Here is a 22,327-nt window from a genome sequence, read left to right as displayed (position 1 = left end):
GTAGTTAAACATAATAAATAAAAATGTAGCGCCAGGTATTTTTGGCTGAATATTGGGTATAAACGAGAAAAATATAGTTTTTTAAATTTGCAGTTAAAGTCATAAAAATGCAACTTCAACACTCATTTTCCAATTTACCCCAGATTACAGTTATTACCTGGACGCTGGTTGTTAGACGTTCTTTTTCTGGGTATCGCGCCAAACTTCGGTCATCCTGCCCCAGTTAGTGCTAAATTCATCAGCACCTAGAATAGTTCCCGGTCTTTCTTCATCCCAAGAAGCAGAAAGAACACCATAGGTAATTCCCACTACTCCTAAACCAAACAATCCCATATTCACCAATAAAACGGCAATAGGAGGAAGTTCGATATGAGCAAAGGTGACTAGCAGATAGCTGACTACCAAACTAGAAATTCCTAAAACTGTGGGGATACCGCAAAAACCAGCCACTCGACGAATCATGCGTTGGCTAACTACTTCAGGAATCGCCATTTCTTGTTTAGAATAACGGCGTTGCTGTTGTGGTTTTTCTGGAGTTTCTGCGGTCTTAATTACGGGCTGACTAATAGCTTTAGCGGGTTTTGGACGCTTTTTGCTTGGTTCAAAAGGCAATTTACTCCGTTCTGATTCTTCACCAGCCATAAGTATGAATTCCTAACCGCGAATACCGAGACGAGTAATTAAAGCTCTGTATTTTTCCTGACTACCTGCTTGGATATAAGCTAGAAGACGCTTTCTTTGTCCAATCATCTTCAACAATCCTCTCCGGGAGGAGTGGTCTTTTTTGTTAGCTTGCAAATGTTGACTGAGGCGGTTAATGCGGTCAGTGAGCATTGCTACTTGAACATCAGCCGAACCAGTGTCGGTTTCGTGAACTTGGTAGCCAGAGATTAGTTCTTGTTTGCGCTGTTGCGTCAGAGCCATGATTGATTAAATGCTTATTTTTTCTAAATTTGTGTAGCAGTCTCCCATAATATCACACCTATTAATTGCTGTGGTAAATTCTCACCGACAGTTCAGGGATGTTGACACTCTCAGGTCTAAAGACACGCTCGATTCTGCGGACAGAGTAAAACTCTCGCTACGACCGTCAAACGTCGTCTACCTAGTCACTCTAAGTCAAGCTTAGGTTTCTATCTACTTTTTTGTTTCTAATACTTTCAGAGTCCATCACTAAGCCAAAACGCGGTACGCTCCGCAACCTGCCTTTGTTTGCTCCTTGCTCGTCATACTGTCGTTAGAACTTAAACCTAACCGTTGTTTCAGGGGAGCCGGGATTTCTCCGATACTAGGATGCTTCAACACGTAGATAGTTATTCCTACTCGTAATTTAATTGTACCACAAAAACCACAGCGATTAAAATCGCACGTGCCGTTTTCCTCTCAGGGCTAAAGCCGCTGAGTTTCCCACTTACCGCGAGGTTCTATGAGAATAGTTGACATACTCCCCATCCTAGTACCGCAAGGCGGAATTTAGAATTTAGAATTTAGAATGAATACAGCATAAGCTTTTCACAGATTTGAAATGGTTCCTTAACTTACGCCGTACTGTACTAGTAGTCTGTCAATAACTAATTGACGGGTTCATTTGTTGCCATTTTGATTCTTCCTTCTTCCTTCGTGTCCTTCGTGCCTTCGTGGTTCGTTTCTTATCCGTCAAAATTTATTTGACAGACTACTAGAAGGGTGAGGATTCTCTCTTTCAAACAACAGTTGCGGGCATAACCCGTCTTACACTATCTCGCCCAACAGACAATGCCCTGCTTGTTCTCACCATTATATTAAAAAGCCGTTCTAGAAGGACGGGGCTTTAAACCCAAATTTTTGGTAAATTTTGCCCCTCAAAACTTTTTTTCCTAAACACTTGACATTATTCTCATAGAACTGCTATATTCTCTATAGTGAATTGATTGGGGCGTCGCCAAGTGGTAAGGCAGTGGTTTTTGGTACCACCATCCCTAGGTTCGAATCCTAGCGCCCCAGTTATCTAAAAAGCAAGCTTTAACAGCTTGCTTTTTTTGTTTTTAGAGACTTCCAAATAAAAAAATATCCCAAATTATCTTGTGGTGCAGGCATCTGGCCCTACTAATAATCCAAGGAGAGACCAGATGCCCATCCCACAAGATGGGATTATTTTTTTTGTGGAGTTATCTTATAATTGTACTAAGCTAGAAAAACTTCTTCTTCTGGTAAAAATAAATTAACTACCAACCGAAGAAATATGGAAATTCACAAGCCTCATCATTGGCCTTCTAGCATAAAAGAAGCTGAAGCGATTCAAGAAAGCCTGCGAAATCAAGTAATTACCACAGATCAACTTCCAGAAACTATTCAGTATGTTGCCGGAGTAGACATGGGATTTTTGGAAGATGGCAAAATCAGCCGTGCAGCAGTAGCAGTGCTAAGTTTTCCAGATTTACAAATAGTAGAAACTAGTATCGCATATCAGCCTACCACCTTTCCTTACATTCCTGGTTTTCTCTCTTTTCGAGAAATTCCTCCTGTTCTTGATGCTTTAGAAAAGCTCAAGACAATACCAGATATCATTTTATGTGATGGACAAGGCATAGCTCATCCTCGTCGGTTGGGGATTGCTTCCCATTTGGGTTTATTAATAGATTTACCAACAATTGGTGTAGCTAAATCTTTATTTATTGGTGAATATGAAGAATTACCACCAACAAAAGGTAGCTGGAAACCACTCATACATAAACAGGAAACCATAGGTGCAGTTTTAAGAACACGCACAGGAGTAAAACCAGTTTATGTCTCTAGTGGTCATCTGATTAGCTTGCCAACAGCAATTGAATATGTATTACGCTGTACACCAAAATATCGCTTACCAGAAACTACCCGCATTGCTGATAAATTAGCATCTGCAAGATAAATATTTTCACAATGTTTGCAAAAAATTTATGTTCCTCACACTGATTAGACATATATCTGGTTGAAGGTATTAGCCAAGAACTACTTGCTGAATATTTTCTGTTAAGTATATCTGTAATCATAGGGAGAATAAGTATTGATTATTAACCAGAAAACATTGAGTATCAAATATCTCTAAAAGTTTTCTAATCATTGTTATCTTCCAGATATATTTTTACAATTTGAGAGGAATATGATTATGGCTACAAATGCGATAATTTTGCAAAAATTGCTGACTAAGTTTACATATAGCGTAGTTGATATTAAAAAAATAACTTCAATTATACTTTACTATCGTTGGCTTATACTAGGGGTTTCCTGTGCAGTCATGTCAGCAACAAGCCTTTTAGCTATCACTACTAAACCAACTTATCAAAGCTATATGCAAATATTGGTAAGTTATAATTCAGATGAATTATCACCAGCTAATCAGAGAGAAAAGACGAAAAAAGACTTAAATAAACCGCAGTTATCATCCATTGACTACAGTAGTCAAATGAAATTAATGCTGAATGGTAAATTAGTACAGAAAGCTGTAAATTTACTCCATACTGATTATCCGAAAATGACTGTAGAAGATATTTATAGTAACAGCCAAATTGATAAAATTTCATCTTTACAACCAACTCAGTTACCAGCGGATTCAGAAGTTAATCAGAATTCAAACCAAATATTTTTGCTCTCTTTTACAGACAAAGATCCTCTGAGGACTAAAAGAGTATTACAAGCTTTAGAAAAAGTATATAAAGATTATAACAGCTATCAAAAAGATCAGCGGATTAATCAAGGTTTAGTTTTTGTTAATAACCATCTACCACAACTGCAAAAGGATGTATTAAAAGCTGAGAAAAAGCTGGAAAACTTTCGTAAACAGAATAATTTAATTGATCCAGTTTTACAAAGTCAAATTTTAGTCCAGTCTTTAGCAGATATTCAAAAACAGCGGCAAAAAACTCGCGCTCAACTACAAGACGTACAGGCTCAACATAACAGCCTAGAACAAGCAATTGCCTCTTCTAATCAAAATAAAGCAAATATTAATGATTCCTTTCAATCTAGCGAATATCAAAGCTTAATTAGTGAATTTAACCAAACAGAAAAAGCATTAACACAAGCTCGGATGTTTTACACAGAAAAACATCCAATCATTCAACAATTGGAACAGAAACAGGAAATTATTATCACCCTATTACAAAGTCAAATTCAAGCTATTACTATCAATAGTAAATCAAAAATATCAGAACAAAGAGTACCTAAGCCAGAGAATGATTTAACTCAATTAAAAATGACTGCATTAGGACTAATTGCTCATGATCGTGATTTAGTAAAATCTGAACAAGAAATTCGTTCCTTGCTGCGTACATACCCAAGTTTAATTACAGAGTACAACAATTTAGTTGCAAATGTAGAAATTTATCGCAAGACATTACAACAACTAGTTCAAGTGCAACATTCATTAGGTGTTAAAATTTCTCAAGAAGGTTTTAATTGGCAAATTTTAGAAGAACCTGCTCTGGGAATACATATAGGGAATTTGCGCTGGTTACTAATTATTGGAGGAGTAGTAATTGGTCCAATATTGGGTTTAGCAACAGCTTTATTTTGGGAAAAATGTAATCATGTAATTTTTTATACTCAAGACTTGCAAAGTCTCACCAATGTTCAGTTACTAGGGTCAATACCAAGATTAGGAAAATATCAAAATACTTGGAAAAGACAACTCCAATCTATGGTCAGAGATAAATCTAAAAATGTAGATATTTCTAATCAGGAAACTATCAAAAATTTACCTAATCATGAAACCTTAGATATTATTTACCAGAATATTCAAAGATTAAATAATTCTCTGAATTTAAAATCATTAATGTTGACTTCTGCACTACCAGGAGAAGGAAAAACAACTTTAGCTTTAGGGTTGGGAGCTAGTGCGGCTCGAATGCACCAACGAGTATTAGTAATTGATGCTAATTTGCGTTCTCCCAGTTTACATAAAACTCTAGGACTTACCAATGATTGGGGTTTATCTTTATTACTTGTTGATGATATCAATACATCATTTCGTAATTATATTCAGCCCATTCATCCAGCAATTGATATTTTGACTGCGGGTCCCGTACCAGAGGATGCGGTAAATTTGCTTAGTTCTGAGCGAATGCAAGAATTAATGGATTTATTTACCCAAAATTATGATTTAGTATTAATAGATGCGCCCTCTGTTTTAGATACAGTTGATGGTAGAATTGTGGCTTCTTTGTGTAATGGGATTGTAATGGTAGGACGCATTGGTAAAGTTACCCCCAATAAATTGATGGAAGCTACAGAAATTTTAAGCAAGTTAAATTTAATTGGTATTATTGGTAATGAAGTTTATGATTTTCCTCAAATATTGACACCTTGACACTCTGCGGTCTAAAGACACACAGATTCTTTAAGACTTGCTTAAAAGGAATAGTCAATTATCCCGCTACACGCTCAAAACAACTACCAGTACGACAGGTATTGCAATTGCGCTTACTTTTATGTTTTTTGCTTTTGTGAGTCCATCAAATTTTGGCGGTATTACACTCCATATTTTACCTTTACTTGTTTACCCAGGCTACAGTCAAATGCTGAGACGAGATAAATCAGGGGTTTCTCCTTATTAAAATACTTCTTCGTGTAGATGGTTGTTCTTACTTGCAGTTCAATTGTATCATATTCTCGGCGAATAAATTCTAAGTTGGCACTTCCTCCACTGTCTGAAGCCAAGTGGCTTCCGTGCCGTTCGTTCTCTTTTGTGAATAGGAGTCAGTAGGGGCGTATAACAATACGCCCCTACGAGAATCAGGAGAAAGAAGGAAGAAGAAACAAGGAAGAAGGAAGAAAATTACCCAAGCTTCAGTTCCCAATCTCCTGTTTTCAAGAACTGCCAGAGTAGAATGGTAGACGCTTGTGATCAAAAAATTAGCATGAAATTCCCATTGTTATTAGGCAATTTGTTTTCTGAGATTAAAGGTAGACATTGGTGGATAGGTATCCTGATTTGGTTTGCTTTACTTGCTCCTGCACAAGCATCTGTAATTCTGCGGGTGGCAATTGAAAGAGAAGTTAAACAGGTAAAAGTCGGTGCTTCTACAACCGCTATTGTTAAAGATAGTAGTGGTAAGATTCTCGGACAATTACCAGGAATGAGTGCATTTGCAGCTCAAGCAGTGCCGGGAGGAGTAGCTTTAGACAGGTGGCAATCGGGGTTATTTTGGATTGAACCCACTGGGAAAGGATTTGTTTATATTGGCGATCGCTGGTTTCGTGGTAGAACCTTAGTAGTACCGACAAGCAACGGTTTAACTGCTGTTAACTGGGTAGATTTAGAAGAATATCTCTACAGCGTCATTGGTGGAGAAATGGACACTAGCTGGCCACAAGAAGCCCTCAAAGCCCAAGCCATTGCTGCCCGTACCTATGCCCTTTATGAACGAGAAAGACAACGTAAAAATCCCGTTTATGACTTAGGAGATAGTCCAGATAGGTGGCAAATTTATAAAGGTGTCAGTAGTGAATCTCCCACAACCTACAACGCAACAGATACCACCGCAGGTAAAGTCTTAACATACAACAACCAAATCATTCTTTCTGTCTTTCACGCTTGTTCTGGTGGACACACCGAAAATGTCGAAGATGTCTGGACAAGCAAAGAAGCTTACCTGCGGGCTGTTCCTGACTTTGATCAAAATATTAAAGAATGTAACTGGGTAAAAACTTTCACTCCTGGAGAAATTAGTGCCAGAATTTCCGGTGTTGGTAATGTCAAAGACATGATTATCGAAACTCTCTCACCTTTTAAAAGTGTCAAAACTCTCAAAATTATTGGTGATAAAGGCACTAAAATTCTCGCAGGTGAAGAAGTCAGAACTGCACTCAGAATTAAAAGTACCCGTTTTGTTGTTAATAAAGATGCAAATGGTGGTTTTGTCCTGCAAGGATTAGGTTTTGGCCATGGTTTAGGAATGAGTCAATGGGGAGCTTATGAACTGGCAAAACGTGGAGCAAATCACCTACAAATTTTAGGCTATTACTATCAAGGTGTAGCCCTCACACCCATTCAAGCAAGATAGTAGGGAATAGTTGACTGTTGACTGTTGACTGTTGACTGTTGACTGTTGACTGTTGACTGTTGACTGTTGACTGTTGACTGTTGACTGTTGACTGTTGACTGTTGACTGTTGACTGTTGACTGTTGACTGTTGACTGTTGACTGTTGACTGTTGACTGTTGACTGTTGACTGTTGACTGTTGACTGTTGACTGTTGACTGTTGACTGTTGACTGTTGACTGTTGACTGTTGACTGTTGACTGTTGACTGATAAATAATTGGTAATTATTCCCCCCTTGTTCCCTGTCACCTGTTAACGGTCAACGGTCAACGGTCAACTGTCACCTATTTGCTTATTCTTAAATTCCTGTTCTAATAAATCAGTTTCTGTGGAATAAACTGCATCTTCCTTACCAATGACTTTTTCTGTGGCAAATTCACGGGCAAAAGTAATTTTTTTCTGTAAAGAAGAATCTGCACCTGCTAATAATCTAGCTCGTTCTTGGCGGTGAAGATTGCGGATAGAAATCTGATCATTACGCCGCTTAATCCAGAAATAGCGAATTAAGGGAATGGCGAGAAAACCTGTCCCATAGGCTAACAATAGTCCATAAATTCCTTGCACAAAACCGACTAATCCCCCAATTTGAGCCGCTACAGTTCCATTTTTTAATAAGTTGCCCAAGATTAAAGCCCCAACAAAATTCACTCCTCCTAAACCAGCACTGAGCATAAGTTGTCCAGAAGTTGCTGCGCTAAACCGCCAGGAAAATTCATGGAGATATTCAGATATTGAGCGACTTTGCTTTTTACTCGCTTTTACCTGTAATTCTGGGAAATAATAGACTATTTGCCCCTCAGAACTTACCTGGGGCATTCCATTAAATCTGACCAGCACAGGTAGCATATAATCTTCATATTCTTGTTGATATTTCTCGCCAATATCATCTAAATAAGGAGCAATTTGTTCTGCTACTACTGCACCTTGATTATTACTAATCACAGCCCCAATATCTGACCAGCGGCGCTCTTCTAAATTGGCATTAGGATTACCATCACCAAATAGAAAGGAAAACACAGCTTCAAAAAAGTTCATTTCACTATTTTCGCCCCGTTCCCTCCGCTGTTCTCGGTAACTATCACGATGATTGGGGCTAAAATACCAGAATAAATCTGGGAAAAAGAAGAAATTAAAACCTCTAGAATTATTACTGCGATTGTCATTATCTCGATCTGAACTAGCAGTCATGATAATAATAATAGTCAGAGTAATTAGCAAGATAGAAGCAACTAAAAGGATGCCAAAGGAAATCCGAATTAGATAGAATAGCACAGACCAAACTTTTTTCCACCATTCTTGCAATCGCATTTGCAAGAATTTATTGCGTAAAATATCTCGAAAGTTGCGAGGAAATTGGTAAACAACATCACCTGATTCTGCTACCTGCAAATGTCCCCCAGCATCAGCCGCTAGGGCTAATAAACTTTGATTGACTTCAGCTATATTTAATCCTATCTGGGTAGCAACATCACCCACGGTGACGCGGTAGCCCAATTGTTCTACAGAACGCATAATGGCAGGATTGGGAGTCATATCTGTTCCCTTTGTTTATATTTTGATTTACCTTTATTCAGTATAATTGAACTAATTTTTCTACTTCTGACTTTTCACAAATTAGATAGGATTTATATATACAGATAATGGTTCAGTATAGCCTCGCTCAAAGCCCAGAAATCATCCTCACTGTTCCCGGTAAAGATTCCGCTAAAGCTCGTGATAAAGCAATGGATCAGCTAATGGAACTCATGGACGCTGGGGAATTACCAACGGAACTAGAAGAAGGATTTGGTCCTCAACAATTAATTGAGGTGAAAGAACCAATTCTAGATACTTCTAGCCGTGAAGATGAAATTACACAAGCGGTTCAAGTTTTGAGTAATTTAGCTTCACTGAAATTAAAAGTCCAAGAATCACGCACGGAAGCCTTAGAAATTCGTAAAGCCATTGATGTGCTATTTTCCGATAAATCCGTAACTGAGGAAGAAATTACCCATCTCAAAGAAGGTTTTAAGGTTCTCAAAACTTTTGCTCAAGCGAATTTGCGTTACCAGGAAGCTAGAGGAAAAGCCGAACAAGCTAGACAAATTTTAGATCAGGCGCTCAAATCCCCTGAGTAATACAGCAGGAGTCAGGAGGTAGGAGCGCAGGGGCTGCCTGATTCCTCTTCCATGACTCTTATCAACCACCTGCAATAGCAGGGACAATACTTACTTCATCACCATCAGTAAGGACTGTTGCTGTCCCTTGTAAAAAGCGGATATCTTCGCTGTTGAGATAAAAATTCACAAACCGTCTGGGTATTCCTGATTCATCACATAAACTCCCTTTGATACCAGGACAGTCTGCTTCTAAGGAGTCTAACAATTCCGCAATTGTGCCAGCACTACATTCTAGGGAAGGTTGATTTTTTGTAAACTTTTGGAGAGGAGTGGGAACTAAAACTTTTATGGGCATAATTATTTGTTAGTTGTCAGTTGTTAGTTGTCAGTTGTCAGTTGTCAGTTGTCAGTTGTCAGTTGTCAGTTGTCAGTTGTCAGTTGTTAGTGATCATTTATCCATTGCGAATGACTAATGACCACTGACTAATGACTAAACCAAAACTTGCTGCCATTCTAAACGATCCAAAGTGCGGGATCTTTCTAAAGCCCGTTCAAAACTATCTAGTTTAGCTTCAATTGTTAAAGGTTCGCCAATGTAGCCTTGAATTGCTTCCTGGGTTTTTAAACCATTACCAGTGATGTAAAGCACTGTAGTTTCATCTGGATCAATTTTACCAGCTTCTACTAATTTTTTGAGAACAGCAACGGTTGTGCCACCTGCGGTTTCTGTAAAAATGCCTTCGGTTTCTGCTAATAGTTTGATACCTTCGATAATTTCAGCATCATTAACTGATTCAATATTACCGTTGGTTTTTTGAGCGATTTCTACAGCATATACTCCATCTGCGGGGTTGCCAATAGCAATGGATTTGGCAATTGTATTGGGTTTAACTGGTTGAATAAAGTCTCTACCTTCTTTAAAAGCTGTGGCAATGGGGGAACAACCTTCCGCTTGAGCGCCACTAAAACGAACATCTTTCCCTTCCACTAAACCAACTTCTACAAATTCTTGGAAACCTTTATAGATTTTGGTGAACAGAGAACCAGACGCTAAAGGTGCAACTATATGATCTGGTAATTGCCAACCTAATTGTTCTGCTACTTCAAAAGCTAATGTCTTAGAACCTTCAGAGTAGTAAGGACGGAGGTTAATATTGACAAATCCCCAACCATGTGTATTTGCAACTTCTGAACAAAGGCGATTAACTTGATCATAGTTGCCTTTAACAGACATTAGGGTAGGACTATAAATCAAGCTCCCGATGACTTTACCAGCTTCTAAATCAGAGGGAATGAATACACAACAATCTAAACCAGCGTAGGCGGCGATCGCTGCGGTAGAATTTGCTAAGTTGCCTGTACTAGCACAAGATACCGTAGTAAAACCTAATTCTCTCGCTCTGCTCAATGCAACGGACACCACCCGATCTTTAAAGCTCAGGGTGGGCATATTGACGGCATCATTTTTAATATAAAGTTTATTTAAACCCAGGCGACGGGCAAGACGGTGGGAACGTACCAAGGGAGTCATTCCTGTGCCTACATCTATATAGTTATCTGTAGCCACCGGTAAAAAGTGACGGTAACGCCAAATGGAATTAGGACCAGCTTCAATAGTTTCTCTACTAACTAAGCTCCGCAAAGCATTGTAATCATATTTGACTTCCAATGGTCCAAAACACAATTCACAGACATGAGTGGCTTTAAGTTCGTATTCTGCTCCACATTCTTTACACTTCAAGGCTTTGAGAATAGAAGTGTTCGCTTGGTTGAGGTTCGTAATCGCCTGAGTCATAATTTTGCTTTCCCTGGGTATCCGTCAACTTTGGAATGATACTAGCACAAGGTAAAATGCACGTCAAACATACCCGACTATTTTTATCGGGTTTGGTTATTGAAGGCGTTATAACTGACAATACCTGCGCCATTTTCTGCTACCTATACATGGCAGGAGTTTCCAGACCATCTTGCAGGTTTGAGAGGGTTTCGGCTCAATACCGATATGTTGTTAAAGGTAAATGTTTTTTTATCGAAAATTAATACCAGTAAGCACTGCTAAACCCTTACCTATTAATGATTTCTAAATCGTGCTATATCTATCCTGATGAACACGGTTGTTGTTACCAAAACCTTATATACTATATTAAACTTTGATAAGCTTGAGACTTGTGTTAACGACGACACCATAAACTGTACAATTCCTAGATTAAATACTAGGATGTTGATAGTTTTTTAGGTTTAGTAAAAACTAAATTCAGTATTATCGAAAAATCCGAAATTAAGTGTGGTGTGGTGTGCAAATCAAGAGAGGAATGAACAAAATGGATTTACGTGGAGATGCGTTGCAAATCCTTAAAGACACTAGTAGAACTTTTTATATCCCAATTAGTATTTTACCATCAGGATTGCAAGAAGCGGTGGCATCAGCATACTTGTGTATGCGCGCCATTGACCAAATTGAAGATGATCCAAATTTGGATAATGTGACTAAAAAACGTCTGTTACAAAATATTAGTCTGACATTGCAAGCGGGAATAGATGGTTTTCCTCTTGATGCTTTCGCTGTAGGATTTAAAGGTTACGAAAATTCTTTACAAGAAGTCAGTTTACGGATTAGAGAATGGTCAATATTAGCACCTGAAAGCATTGCTCCGCGAATTTGGGATGCAACGGCCGCAATGGCTGACAGAATGGCTTATTGGGCTGATAGAAATTGGCAAATAGAAAATGAAGCGGATTTAGACCGTTATACCTTTGGAGTAGCTGGTGCTGTCGGCTTGTTACTCTCAGATTTATGGAACTGGTATGATGGAACTCAAAGCAACCGGACTCAAGCCATAGGATTTGGTAGAGGTTTGCAAGCGGTAAATATTCTGCGTAACAATTCTGAAGATTTAACCCGTGGGGTCAATTTTTTCCCGGTAGGTTGGGATAACGATAATCTCCAAAAATATGCCCGTCGTAATCTGATTTTAGCAGATGCCTATACCAACTCTTTGCCAAAGGGACCGGCTTTGCAATTTTGCCAAATTCCCCTAGCTTTAGCACATGGTACTCTAGATGCTTTGGCAAATGGTAAGGAAAAACTCAGTCGGAGTGATGTTGTTTCCCTGATTGAAAACCTCATGGGTGTGAATGCTAAGGCTAGTTAGGGAGTGGGGAATTGTCTGAATCAAGATTTCCACCGATTTAAGGATTAACAGGATTAAAACTGGGATTATATAGCGTTTTCCAATTACATGATGTACATCATAGTCCCCTCTCGAAGAGCCTACGGTGTACACACAAGTCCTAGCTGTATTCGTTTCGGCCTATTTCGCCCCCTAAATCCCCCAATTTTGGGGGACTTTGAAAGTTTTTGTTCCCCCAATTTTGGGGGTTAGGGGGCGATGCAATCACTTGTGTGTACACGGTAGCCTAGTTTGCGGAGTGTGGTTATTGTATCTCACTCAACAAAATAACCGCTATATTACCTATTACCAAGATAAAAAATTTGTGTGTGAGGAATATTCATGAAAACTACTTTATTTCTAAGTCCACCATCTTTTGATGGGTTTGATGGTGGTGCGGGGGCGCGGTATCAAGCAAAACGGGAAATTACGTCTTTTTGGTATCCGACCTGGTTAGCACAACCAGCAGCGTTAGTTCCAGGCAGTAGGTTAGTTGATGCACCCCCCCATGGTCAAACTGTGGATGATGTGCTGAAAATTGCTAAAGATTACGAATTGGTAATTATGCACACCAGTACACCTTCTTTGGCTAATGATGTTAAGTGTGCTGAAACTATCAAAGAGCAAAATCCCAATGTGCAAATTGGCTTTGTAGGGGCGCACGTTGCGGTTTTACCAGAGGAAACTTTGCGGGAAAATCCGGTAATTGATTTTGTTTGTCGCAATGAGTTTGATTATACCTGTAAGGAGTTGGCAGAAGGAAAACCTTGGGATGAAATCAAGGGTTTGAGTTACCGGGATAAGTTGGGGAATATCCACCAAACTGAGGAACGTCCTTTGATTCATGACTGGGATGCTATGCCCAGTGTGTTGCCAGTTTATGCTCGTGATTTGGATATTAGCAAATATTTTATTGGCTATTTGCAACATCCTTACATTTCTTTTTATACTGGGCGCGGTTGTCCGGCAAAATGCACTTTTTGTTTATGGCCGCAAACTATTGGTGGACATTTGTACCGTCATAAAAGCCCTGATGCGGTAGGACGAGAAATGGAAGAAGCCAAGGTTTTGTTTGGGGACAAGGTGCGGGAGTATATGTTTGATGATGATACTTTTACCATTGACAAACATCGAGCGATCGCTATTAGTAAACACATGAAGCGACTCAATTTAACTTGGAGTTGCAATGCTCGTGCTAATTTGGATTATGATACTCTCAAAACTTTACGAGATAACGGTTTAAGGTTGTTATTAGTAGGTTTTGAATCTGGTAATCAAGAAGTTCTCAATAATATCAAAAAAGGCATTAAGCTAGAAGTGGCGAGAGAATTTATGAAGAATTGCCACAAACTCGGTATCACTGTCCATGGAACTTTTATTATTGGATTGCCAATAGAAACTCCAGAAACTGTAGAAGAAACAATTCGCTTTGCTTGTGAATTGAGTCCCCATACAATTCAAGTTTCTATCGCTGCACCTTATCCTGGTACAGAATTGTATGACCAAGCCAGAGAAAAAGGTTGGTTTGCGAATGAGTCTTTAGTCGCAAGTTCCGGTATTCAAACTTCAACTTTGCAATATCCAACTCTTTCGAGTGCGGAAATTGAAGATTCAGTTGAACAAATGTATCGCAAGTTTTACTTCCGTCCGAAAGCCATTATTCCGATTGTGCGGGAAATGCTTGGTGATAGACAAATGTTAGTGCGTCGTTTGCGAGAAGGTAAAGAGTTTTTTGCTTATTTGAAAGAACGTCGAATTCAAGCTTTAGCTAGATAAATTGTCTGAATCAGGATTTACAAGATTCAAGGATGTTCAGGATTTAATTTAATTATCTTCTAAGAATTTTCTAATTAATCCTGTTAATCCATTAATCGGTGGATATCCTGATTCAGACAGTTTTAATTCATTAATTGTAAGAATCAGGATTTACAGGATTTAAGGATGTTCAGGATTGAATTTAATTAATCCTTTAATCGGTGGATATCCTGATTCAGACATTTTTAATCCCAATCACTTGTTACCTATGCCCAATTTAATTATTAATGCTGATGATTTTGGCTTTTCTTCTAGTGTGAATGTAGCGATTATTAAAGCGCACGAGGAAGGTATTTTAACTAGCACTAGTTTAATGGTAAGTGGTGATGCTGCACAAGAGGCGATCGCTTTGGCAAAAAATCATCCTCATTTAGCAGTTGGGTTACATTTAGTTTTGGTTTGCGGTAAATCTGTTTTATCACCTTCGCAAATTCCCCATTTAGTAGACTCGCAAGGTAATTTTTCCAATAATCCCACCCAAGCAGGATTAAACTATCAATTTAATCAAGCTACTCGTGCAGAATTGCGGTTAGAAATATATGCTCAATTAGCAAAGTTTCGTGATTCTGGTTTAAATCTCTCTCATGTTGATGGACATTTACATCTTCATGTACATCCCGTAATTTTAAATATTTTAACAGAACTTGCCGCAGAATTTAAGATTAAATTCATCCGTTTACCCTCAGAAGAACTAAGTAAAAATCTCAAAATTGATAAATGCAATTTACTAATTAAAATAGTTTGGTCTATTGTCTTTGGACAATTACGTCGTTATGGAGAAGGTCTATTAAAAGCGCACAATATTAAATTTGCTGATAAGGTTTATGGATTGTTACAAACTGGTGACATGAGTGAAAAATATTTACTGGCTTTAATACCGCAAATAGAAGCCGAATTAGTAGAAATTTATGCTCATCCTGATTTAGTAAATACTGGTATAAATAGCGGTGGTGAGGTAGAATTAGCGGCTTTGTTGAGTCAGCGAGTGCGGGAATTGTTGACTAGGAATGGTTTTGAATTAAGCAATTATCAGCAGTTAATTTAATCGAAAATTTTGGATAAATATCAATATTTAAAATATAATAATAATATTAATTGCTCCCGTCTATCCGAACTAAACGCTATCTAAGAAGATGTTTGAAAAGTAATCAGTTGTAATTTTTTACCCCCCTTAATCCCCTGACAAGTGTAGGTTTTTTACATTGTCTTGAGGACAAGACTTGGTGGACAAGGTAGACAAGGTGACAAGGGAGAAAAACCGGACAAATGAATGTATAATTAGTAACAAAACAACCCATGAATTGAGTATTTTGTGGATAAAATCCTCCTTGTCTACTTTCCTTCCTTGTCTTCCCGGTCTGGCCTTTACAGAGAATATTAAAAACCTACACCTGTCAGCCCTTAATCCCCCTTATCAAGGGGGGAAACTGGAAAATCAAGTTCCCTCCCCTTGGAAAGGGGAGAGTTAGGGTGGGGTAAAAAGATATTTGATACATCTATCATAACTTTATGGCTACGCCACGCTATGCCTTCGGCACACTTCGTGAACGCTATCAAATAACCTTTAAGGTGATACCTAAAAGATTTAGCATTTGTCTTCTTTTATCAACCCCAAACTTAATTGCATCTGCTATGGCACGTAAAACAAAAACAACATCCTCAACTACAGTTACTCCTCTAGCATTATCTGATTTACACCTTCAGCTAGATGGTTTGGAGAAAGAACACCAATCTCTATTAAAGCAGATTAAAAAAAAGCGCACAGAACTGAATAACTTTGTTGAAAAAATGCGTTCGTTAGCGACAGAGGTATTTCATAAAGTTAGTCCTAATATGAAAACAATGGCAGAATTAGATGAAGAAATTCATGGTTTATTTGCCGAAATTTTAACTGCAAAAAAGTTGGGAAAACAAACCCAAAAAAATATAGAATCGCTTTACAGAAGTTTGCAAATGGGAGGAATTATTAGTTATAAAGCTATTGATGAAGATGAACTATTTGAAGAACATGAAGATCAAGAAAATCATCAACGTCGTCGGCAATTTTGGGAAGCACAACAAGATTCAGAATCTACCCATGGAGGTAGAGCAGATGATTCAAAAAAAGTGCGGCAAACATTTTTGCGGTTAGCAGAAATTTTTCACCCCGATAAGGTTAAAGATAATGAAACGCAAATGTTCCATACAGAAATTATGAAAGAAATTAATAAAGCTTACCAAGAAGGAGATTTAGCACGACTTTTAGAAATTGAACGTCAGCATGAACTAGGGGAAATAGTTGATAATAATAGCGAAGATGATTTAACTCGCAGATGTAAAAATATAGAACAACAAAATCAAATTCTTAAAAATCAGTATGAGAAATTGAAGCAGGAACTAAGGTTAGTGAAAGATACCCCGGAAGGAGCGATGGTTGCTAATTACAAAAAAGCAGCTAAACAGGGGATTGATGCTGTTGAACTCATGCTAGAAACTATCCAATCTCAAACTAAAATAGTTGCTGAGATTCGTGATTTCGTCAAAGATTTTAAAGATAAAAAAATCACTATTAAGGAATTTATTTCTGGGCCAGAAAGTCTCCGTTCTATGCAGCAGGATATGATGGAAGAATTGATGGAAAAAATGATGGAAGAATTCGGGGACATGATGAATTCTAACTAACCGCAGAATTCGCAAAGATTAAGAAGTAAGATTAATAACCAACAATTCTCATTTTAAGGTTTCATGACATTTAAACCCTTACAGTACAAGGAGTTTACAATTCTTAACAAATCTGGAGATTACTGGAATGATGCAAACTCGTTTCAAAATGAGAATTGCTGTCCCCAATATGAATATCCCAATGCAAAATGGCGTTATGCTAAAATTGCTGATTATTTGCAATTAGGAGGAAACACCGAAGAAGAGAAAGTAGAATTACTAATTGCTGCTGTGGAAAAACTTAAACAGGATGTAGAAATTCCCCTAACGATTAAGGATGTAATTAAAGACAATGAACAAACTTTTTATGATAAATTAGAATTAATGTCAGAACAAGCTTTTGATGATCAATGTACAGGTGCAAATCTCCGTTATCCTCTAATTAGTGATTTACACAATTTGTACATTCAGGCTTATCATGGAACTAGGTAATTAGACATATCTAGGAAAAATAGAGCCGTTATATGTAATGTCTCTACAGGGATTATAGGAAACAACAAATTTAATTTTTGTGTTGGAAATAATAGGATAATATTTATGGCAATAAATCAAAAATTTCAAGGTTATGCAGCTTTACAAGCAGGAGAAAAATTACAGCAATGGGACTATGAACCGCCCATATTAGGCCGTCAAGATATTGAAATTCAAGTCACTCACAATGGTTTATGTCATACGGATATTCACATGAGGGATAATGACTGGAACGTGAGTAAATTTCCTCTGGTTGCAGGTCATGAAGTCGTGGGTAAAATCACCCAAATAGGTGAAGATGTGACTTCCTTTCAAATTGGAAATCGCGTTGGTTTTGGTTGGATTAGTAACTCCTGTAGAACTTGTGACGCTTGTTTACGAGGAGAAGAAAATGTTTGTCAGCGAGGTTATACAGGATTAATTGTCGGTAATCATGGTGGATTTGCTAATCGTTTACGCGCTCCCGCAGATTTTGCTTATAAAATCCCTGATGCTTTAGATTCTGCTAGTGCTGCTCCTTTACTATGTGCAGGAATTACAGTTTATACTCCTCTGAGAACTTATATCAAGCATCCTGGCATGAAAGTGGGCGTTATTGGCATTGGAGGACTAGGACATTTAGCAATTAAATTTGCTAGAGCAATGGGAGCAGAAGTTACGGCTTTTTCAACTTCTATTGATAAAGAAGAAGAAGCAAAAACATTTGGAGCGCATCACTTCCAACACTGGAATAATCCTGAACAAATGCAACAAGCAATTGGAAAACAGGATTTATTAATTAATACAAGTTCATCAGCAATTGATTGGGAAAAAGCCTTTAATTTACTTGCTAATAATGGCGTTTTTTGTTTAGTTGGTCTTCCTGTATCTACTCTAAATATTCCACTTCTTCCTTTAGTATTCGGTCAAAAAGTGATTGCTGGTAGTGTGGTAGGAGGACGCAGATTTATGCGAGAAATGCTAGAATTTGCCGCAATCAATCAAATTAAACCGATGATTGAAACAATGCCATTATCTGATATTAATGCAGCAATGGATAAAATTGCTGCAAATAAAGCTCGTTATCGAATTGTGCTAGTGTCAGAAAATTAAAATTATGATGGCAACTGCAATAGTTATAGGTTATGGTAATAATTTACGTAGTGATGATGCCATTGGTCAGTTAATAGCAAATACTATTAAATCCTGGGATTTACCTAATTTAAAATCTTTTGCAGTCCATCAATTAACACCAGAATTAACTGAACCTTTGGCAAATACTGACTTAGTAATTTTTGTTGATGCCTGTATTAATTCCCAATTTAGTGAAGTGCAGGTGCAATCATTATTAGCATCTGAGTTGAATACTATTAATACCCATATCGGTAATCCACTATCGCTACTTGCGCTTTCTCAAATACTCTATGATCATTATCCTCAAGCTTGGTTAGTCACAGTTCCAGGTGTAAACTTTGAATTAGGCGATCGCATCTCACCCATAGCAGAAAAAGGTATACAAATTGCCATATTCAAAATTAGGGAAATTCTCCATAAATGTAACTATTTATAGATGTAATTTACCCGAAAAATAGAGAATAGATCATAGTAATCACCGATAAATGATCAAGGAGTGGTTATGTCAGCATCTATAGAAAGTATCAGTAATCAAACTTTTGATATTTTGCAAGCACAGAAAATAAACCCATTAGATGCTATCTTTCAACCCAAAACTGTAGCTGTAATTGGTGCTACTGAAAAACCCGGAAGTGTGGGAAGAAATCTACTTTGGAACTTAATTACTAATCCCTTTGGAGGCACAGTTTTTCCCATTAATCCTCATCATCATAGTGTATTAGGAATAATCGCCTATCCTACGATATTTGATGTTCCCGAAAAAATAGATTTAGCAGTGATAGCCACACCAGCACAAACCGTACCAAAAATCATTTCTGATTGCGTTGATGCAGACATTAAAGGCGCAATTATTATTTCTGCTGGCTTTAAAGAAATTGGTGAAAAAGGTATAGCTTTAGAACAAGAAATACTCCAACAAACACAGCGAGGAAAAATTAGAATTATCGGACCTAATTGTTTAGGAATAATGAATCCTATTTCCGGTTTAAATGCTACCTTTGCTAGTAAAATGGCACAACCAGGAAACGTAGGTTTAATTAGTCAAAGTGGAGCTTTATGTACATCAATTCTAGACTGGAGTTTACAAGAAAAAGTTGGTTTTAGTGCCTTTATTTCCCTTGGTTCAATGTTAGATGTTGGTTGGGGAGATTTGATTTATTATCTTGGTGATGATCCCCATACAAAAAGTATTGTAATTTATATGGAATCCATTGGTAATGCCCGTTCTTTTCTCTCCGCAGCCCGAGAAGTAGCATTAACAAAACCGATAATTGTTATTAAAGCCGGTCGCACCGCAGCAGCAGCCAAAGCAGCCGCATCTCATACAGGATCATTAGCTGGAAGTGATATAGTTTTAGATGCAGCTTTTCGCAGATGTGGAGTATTACGAGTTAATAGTATTTCTGATTTATTTGATATGTCAGAAGTATTAGCCAAACAACCTCGACCAAAAGGACCAAAATTAACTATTTTAACTAATGCTGGCGGTCCGGGAGTATTAGCCACAGATACATTAATTGAAAGTGGGGGAGAACTGACAAATATTTCTCCAGAAATGATAAATTCTCTCAATGAGATTTTACCTCCTCAATGGAGTCATAATAATCCCATTGATATTTTAGGAGATGCTGATCCCCAACGTTATACAAAAGCCTTGGAAATTGCCGCAAAAGATCCCAATAGTGATGGTTTGTTAGTGATTTTAACACCCCAAGCGATGACAGATCCAACCCACATTGCTGAACAATTAAAACCCTACGCACAAATGTCAAATAAACCCATTTTAGCAAGTTGGATGGGTGGTGCTGATGTGGCTGCGGGAAAAGAAATTCTTAATAGTCAAGGTATTCCCACTTATGATTATCCTGATACAGCAGCGCGGGTATTTAGTTATATGTGGAAGTCGAGTTATAACCTGCGCGGTATTTATGAAACTCCAGTTTTATCCACACTAACTTGTGATGTTAATACTCGCAATTGTGCCATGGTTGAAAATATTATTCAAGCCGCAAGAGCAGCAAGAAGAACAATTCTCACAGAATTTGAATCTAAAGAAATATTAGCTGCTTACGGGATTCCTGTAGTGGCTGGCTGCATTGCTGAAAGTGCCGATAAAGCCGTTGAATGTGCAGATAATCTGGGTTATCCGGTTGTTTTAAAACTTTATTCTCAAACCATTACTCACAAAACTGATGTTGGTGGTGTTCAGTTAAATTTGCAAAATGCCGAAGCTGTAAAACGTGCTTATCAAATTATTGAAACTTCGGTATTAGAAAAAGCTAAACCTGAAGATTTTTTAGGCGTAACTGTCCAACCAATGGTTAAATCTAGCGGTTATGAATTGATTATTGGTAGTAGTTTAGATCTGCAATTTGGACCAATATTATTATTTGGGACTGGGGGACAATTAGTAGAAGTTTTTCAAGATAGTTCCATTGCACTTCCTCCTCTCAATACTACCTTAGCCAGACGAATGATGGAACAAACCAAAATTTATCAAGCCCTACAAGGAGTAAGAGGACGTGAAAGTATTAATATTTCTGCCCTAGAACAATTAATGGTAGAATTTAGTCAATTAGTTGTGGAACAACCTTGGATTAAAGAAATTGATATTAATCCCTTGTTAGCTTTTCCTCCTACTTCTGTAAATTCTAGAGGATTAATTGCTTTAGATGCCAGAATAGTTTTACATTCTCCTGATGTGCAAGAACATCAATTACCAAAATTAGCAATTCGTCCTTATCCAAATCAATATATTAGTGTTTGGAAATTGAAAAACGGGATACCGATTACTATTCGTCCCATTCGTCCTGAAGACGAACCATTAATGGTAAAATTTCACAAAAATATATCAGAAGAAAGTGTTTATTTTCGCTATTTCCATCTAATTAAATTAAGTCAACGCATCACTCATGAACGACTTACCAGAATTTGTTTTATTGACTATGATCGAGAAATGGCTTTAGTCGCAGAATCCCAAAATCCAGAAACCAAAGAAATAGAAATTTTAGCGGTAGGAAGATTAAGTAAAATACATGGTGGTAATGCGGCAGAATTTGCGATGCTGGTAAGCGACAAATTTCAACATCAAGGTTTAGGAACAGAATTACTCCGCAGATTGATAGAAGTAGGTAAAAATGAGAAAAATTGCTGCATCTATGCTGATATTTTAGCTGACAACTCAGGTATGCAGCGAGTATGTGAAAACCTCGGTTTCCAAATCCTTACAACAGGGGATACAACAGTATTGAGAGCAGAAATTAATCTGCATTAGAGGGTGTTTGATAGCGAAGCGTGGCGTTAGCCATAAAGTATTAAATAAAACCAATAATCTCCAAAAACCTAACCCCCCCCTACCCTGACAGGTGTAGGTTTTTAATATTCTCTGTAAAGGCAAGACCAGGAAGACAAGGAGGGATAGTAGACAAGGAAGATTTTATCCATAAAATACCCAATTTATGGTTTGTTTTATGACCAATCATCCATTTCTTGTCCGGTTTTCCTCCCTTGTCACCTTGTCTGCCTTGTCTTCCAAGTCCTGTCCTCACCCAATTGTAAAAAACCTACACCTGTCAGACCCCCCTACCCCCCTTCCCTACAAGGGAATGGGGATTTTAAAGCCTCTCTCCTTATAGGGGAGAGGTTTACCAGAGGGGTTAATTTATACCTTGAAAACTTTTAAAACATCCTCTTAGGTAATAGGACAAAATTAATTACACAAAATTCCGCCAATTGCTATCGCTTTAGTTGTTGTAGCCCAGCCTTATTGTACAGCTACAACCCAGCTAGAAAATATTATAAAGTTATACCCCACCCTAACCCTCCCCTTGATCAGGGGAGGGAACTAGATTTTCTTGTTTCCCCCCCCCAAGACATCGGGGGGATTAAGGGGGATAATAAA

The 22,327-nt window shown here is 37.9% G+C and carries 16 protein-coding genes, 1 tRNA gene and 1 pseudogene; 13 read left to right on the top strand and 5 right to left on the bottom strand.

Annotated elements, in window-relative coordinates:
- Positions 1–171 precede the first annotated feature (171 nt).
- Both EZY12_16825 and rpsO read right to left on the bottom strand, forming a co-directional pair.
- On the bottom strand, positions 172–642 hold the full coding sequence (locus EZY12_16825; GenBank protein QSX66464.1) for a PAM68 family protein: 471 nt from the start codon (positions 640–642) through the stop codon (positions 172–174).
- Between the two features lie 12 nt (positions 643–654).
- Positions 655–924 (bottom strand): 30S ribosomal protein S15, encoded by a 270-nt coding sequence (rpsO, locus tag EZY12_16820; GenBank protein ID QSX66463.1) that lies wholly within the window; start codon positions 922–924, stop codon positions 655–657.
- A gap of 987 nt (positions 925–1,911) precedes the next feature.
- Between rpsO and EZY12_16815 the strand changes: the two genes are divergently transcribed.
- The 4 genes from EZY12_16815 (at position 1,912) to EZY12_16800 (ending at position 7,019) form a co-directional block, all read left to right on the top strand.
- Positions 1,912–1,983, top strand: a tRNA-Gln gene (locus EZY12_16815).
- Between the two features lie 238 nt (positions 1,984–2,221).
- Positions 2,222–2,887: a deoxyribonuclease V gene (nfi, locus tag EZY12_16810; GenBank protein ID QSX66462.1), complete on the top strand. Its 666-nt coding sequence runs from the start codon at positions 2,222–2,224 to the stop codon at positions 2,885–2,887.
- A 237-nt stretch (positions 2,888–3,124) separates the two neighbouring features.
- Complete coding sequence (locus EZY12_16805; GenBank protein QSX66461.1) at positions 3,125–5,323, top strand: polysaccharide biosynthesis tyrosine autokinase; 2,199 nt, start codon at positions 3,125–3,127, stop codon at positions 5,321–5,323.
- A gap of 550 nt (positions 5,324–5,873) precedes the next feature.
- Positions 5,874–7,019, top strand: a complete 1,146-nt coding sequence (locus tag EZY12_16800) for a SpoIID/LytB domain-containing protein (protein QSX66460.1) — start codon at positions 5,874–5,876, stop codon at positions 7,017–7,019.
- A 312-nt stretch (positions 7,020–7,331) separates the two neighbouring features.
- Here EZY12_16800 and EZY12_16795 read toward each other — a convergent pair whose 3' ends face one another.
- Positions 7,332–8,591, bottom strand: a complete 1,260-nt coding sequence (locus EZY12_16795; protein QSX66459.1) for a hypothetical protein — start codon at positions 8,589–8,591, stop codon at positions 7,332–7,334.
- A gap of 107 nt (positions 8,592–8,698) precedes the next feature.
- Between EZY12_16795 and EZY12_16790 the strand changes: the two genes are divergently transcribed.
- Entirely contained in the window at positions 8,699–9,175 is a 477-nt protein-coding gene (locus EZY12_16790; GenBank protein QSX66458.1) for a hypothetical protein, read from the top strand.
- Positions 9,176–9,236: 61 nt separating this feature from the next.
- Here the strand turns inward: EZY12_16790 and EZY12_16785 are convergent, their stop codons facing one another.
- Both EZY12_16785 and EZY12_16780 read right to left on the bottom strand, forming a co-directional pair.
- Entirely contained in the window at positions 9,237–9,512 is a 276-nt protein-coding gene (locus tag EZY12_16785) for a MoaD/ThiS family protein (protein QSX66457.1), read from the bottom strand.
- A 135-nt stretch (positions 9,513–9,647) separates the two neighbouring features.
- Positions 9,648–10,952 carry a threonine synthase gene (locus EZY12_16780; protein ID QSX66456.1) on the bottom strand — a complete coding sequence of 435 codons (1,305 nt, stop codon included), beginning with the start codon at positions 10,950–10,952 and terminating at the stop codon, positions 9,648–9,650.
- A gap of 526 nt (positions 10,953–11,478) precedes the next feature.
- Here EZY12_16780 and EZY12_16775 point away from each other — a divergent pair.
- From EZY12_16775 to EZY12_16740, 8 genes and pseudogenes are all read left to right on the top strand, one after another.
- Positions 11,479–12,309 (top strand): phytoene/squalene synthase family protein, encoded by an 831-nt coding sequence (locus EZY12_16775; GenBank protein QSX66455.1) that lies wholly within the window; start codon positions 11,479–11,481, stop codon positions 12,307–12,309.
- A 360-nt stretch (positions 12,310–12,669) separates the two neighbouring features.
- On the top strand, positions 12,670–14,103 hold the full coding sequence (gene hpnJ / locus EZY12_16770; protein QSX66454.1) for a hopanoid biosynthesis associated radical SAM protein HpnJ: 1,434 nt from the start codon (positions 12,670–12,672) through the stop codon (positions 14,101–14,103).
- A 247-nt stretch (positions 14,104–14,350) separates the two neighbouring features.
- Entirely contained in the window at positions 14,351–15,187 is an 837-nt protein-coding gene (hpnK, locus tag EZY12_16765; protein QSX66453.1) for a hopanoid biosynthesis-associated protein HpnK, read from the top strand.
- 587 nt (positions 15,188–15,774) lie between these two features.
- Entirely contained in the window at positions 15,775–16,803 is a 1,029-nt protein-coding gene (locus EZY12_16760; GenBank protein ID QSX70710.1) for a molecular chaperone DnaJ, read from the top strand.
- Positions 16,804–16,965: 162 nt separating this feature from the next.
- Positions 16,966–17,274 (top strand): annotated as a pseudogene (locus tag EZY12_16755) (iron-containing alcohol dehydrogenase).
- 105 nt (positions 17,275–17,379) lie between these two features.
- Entirely contained in the window at positions 17,380–18,405 is a 1,026-nt protein-coding gene (locus tag EZY12_16750; protein ID QSX66452.1) for an NAD(P)-dependent alcohol dehydrogenase, read from the top strand.
- A gap of 4 nt (positions 18,406–18,409) precedes the next feature.
- Complete coding sequence (locus EZY12_16745) at positions 18,410–18,862, top strand: hydrogenase maturation protease (protein QSX66451.1); 453 nt, start codon at positions 18,410–18,412, stop codon at positions 18,860–18,862.
- Between the two features lie 66 nt (positions 18,863–18,928).
- Positions 18,929–21,700 carry a bifunctional acetate--CoA ligase family protein/GNAT family N-acetyltransferase gene (locus EZY12_16740; GenBank protein ID QSX66450.1) on the top strand — a complete coding sequence of 924 codons (2,772 nt, stop codon included), beginning with the start codon at positions 18,929–18,931 and terminating at the stop codon, positions 21,698–21,700.
- The last annotated feature ends 627 nt before the right edge of the window (positions 21,701–22,327 follow it).

The sequence above is a fragment of the Dolichospermum sp. DET69 genome, assembly GCA_017355425.1.
In the GTDB taxonomy this organism is placed as follows: Bacteria; Cyanobacteriota; Cyanobacteriia; order Cyanobacteriales; family Nostocaceae; genus Dolichospermum.
The sequence above is the reverse complement of the archived record's forward strand: the minus strand, read 5'-3'. Positions and strand labels throughout refer to the sequence as shown.